This window comes from Pseudomonas sp. FBF18 (assembly GCF_024261405.1).
Classification (GTDB): Bacteria; Pseudomonadota; Gammaproteobacteria; order Pseudomonadales; family Pseudomonadaceae; genus Aquipseudomonas; species Aquipseudomonas palmensis.
In genome coordinates, this window is sequence record NZ_QKRS01000042.1 from 1 (window position 1) to 1,292 (window position 1,292).

Below are 1,292 nucleotides of genomic sequence, written 5' to 3' on the forward strand. Positions count from 1 at the left end.
ATCCCAACCGAACAGGGTGAAACCACAGTTCATCTCGCGCTGGCGCTTGGCTCGCTCCAGCTGGTTCCAGCCAGTACCGGCTTCAGGTTTGTTCCAGTAATGCGCCGCCGAATGCTTGTGCAAGTGCCGCCCAAGGGCGTTATAGATGAACTCGGCCTTGTGGTTGCCGTCGCCGCATCTTTTTAAACAGCCAAATGGGTACTAAGTGACCTACCTGCGTACTCCTGTGCAGTTGGCGGCTGAGATTCCCGGACGGATAGAGAGGAACCAATCTTAAAAAGCAAGCCTACGCGACCATAAAATCAAGTAACCCCAAAAACTTGCTACTTCGGGAAGTATCCAGGACAAGAGTTTTTCGGCCTATCCACTCCCCGCCCAAGGAACAAATGCCAGTTCTTCCCTGAAACAAACGCTCCTTCGGTCCAGTAATATCGATCGGTAACATAACTAACATTCCCCCCTGAGTCCTTAACACCTTTGCGTGCTATTTTCTTCAAAATTCTTGTCAGTACACGATCAATAACTTTTTCAGACTCAGATTTATCACCACTAAAAATTGTTGCTCCAATAGCATATTCGTCTTCCCCCCCATAGCAAGCACGAACAAAACCAACTTTATCCTTCCTGTCAACTTCAATCTGGGCTTTCCCCTTGAAGGAGAAGTCGCGATCTGAGCCCATTATTATTTTCATCTGAGGAAAGAGCTCAAATGAATCGAGCCTTACAAAGCCCCTATCTTTTACAAGTAGAAATGGTTCATTCATTCGGTATGAGATATACACTCCAAACCCAGTTTCATCCCTCAACTCATTAACCACTCCAATGTACTCTTGAAAATCCATAAAAACTGTTTTTTCCATGACTCACCTCGACGGACAATTTTTGTTATAAGGTCGAAATTGAACATCAGCTGGTCTATCGACACCTAAAGTTTTGGTACGTAAGTCTTCCATAGCTTTTTGCTCGCGCGGGACTGGTGTGCTCCCATCAGCTTTGACTTTCCCTACATTCCCATAGACAACTTTGCCATCAGCATCTCTATAGATAATGTCCGGCCGGCGTCCCTCTTTATTACCTCCAGGAGTTTTAATTAAATTTTCTTTTTCAACGCCACCTCCAGCTAGAACGGTACCCCCTGATGCTTGAACCTCTCGCCCCCAAGCATGAATGACTTGGTTATGCGGCCCTTCACCATTGGTCTTAGGTCCCCGTTTAGCCAGCCCAAATGGATCTATCCAGTCAATCGGATTCGGCGCATATATGAACAGGTTCAACCCACCAAAGTAACTGAT

General features: G+C 46.3%; 2 protein-coding genes. Both read right to left on the minus strand.

Annotated features, from left to right (window positions below; all coding sequences use genetic code 11):
- Positions 1 to 323: 323 nt before the first annotated feature.
- On the minus strand, positions 324 to 860 hold the full coding sequence (locus DN387_RS25995; protein WP_153046135.1) for a hypothetical protein: 537 nt from the start codon (positions 858 to 860) through the stop codon (positions 324 to 326).
- Between the two features lie 3 nt (positions 861 to 863).
- Positions 864 to 1,292: hypothetical protein (locus tag DN387_RS26000; protein WP_368044657.1), on the minus strand; the 429-nt coding region annotated here is incomplete at its 5' end.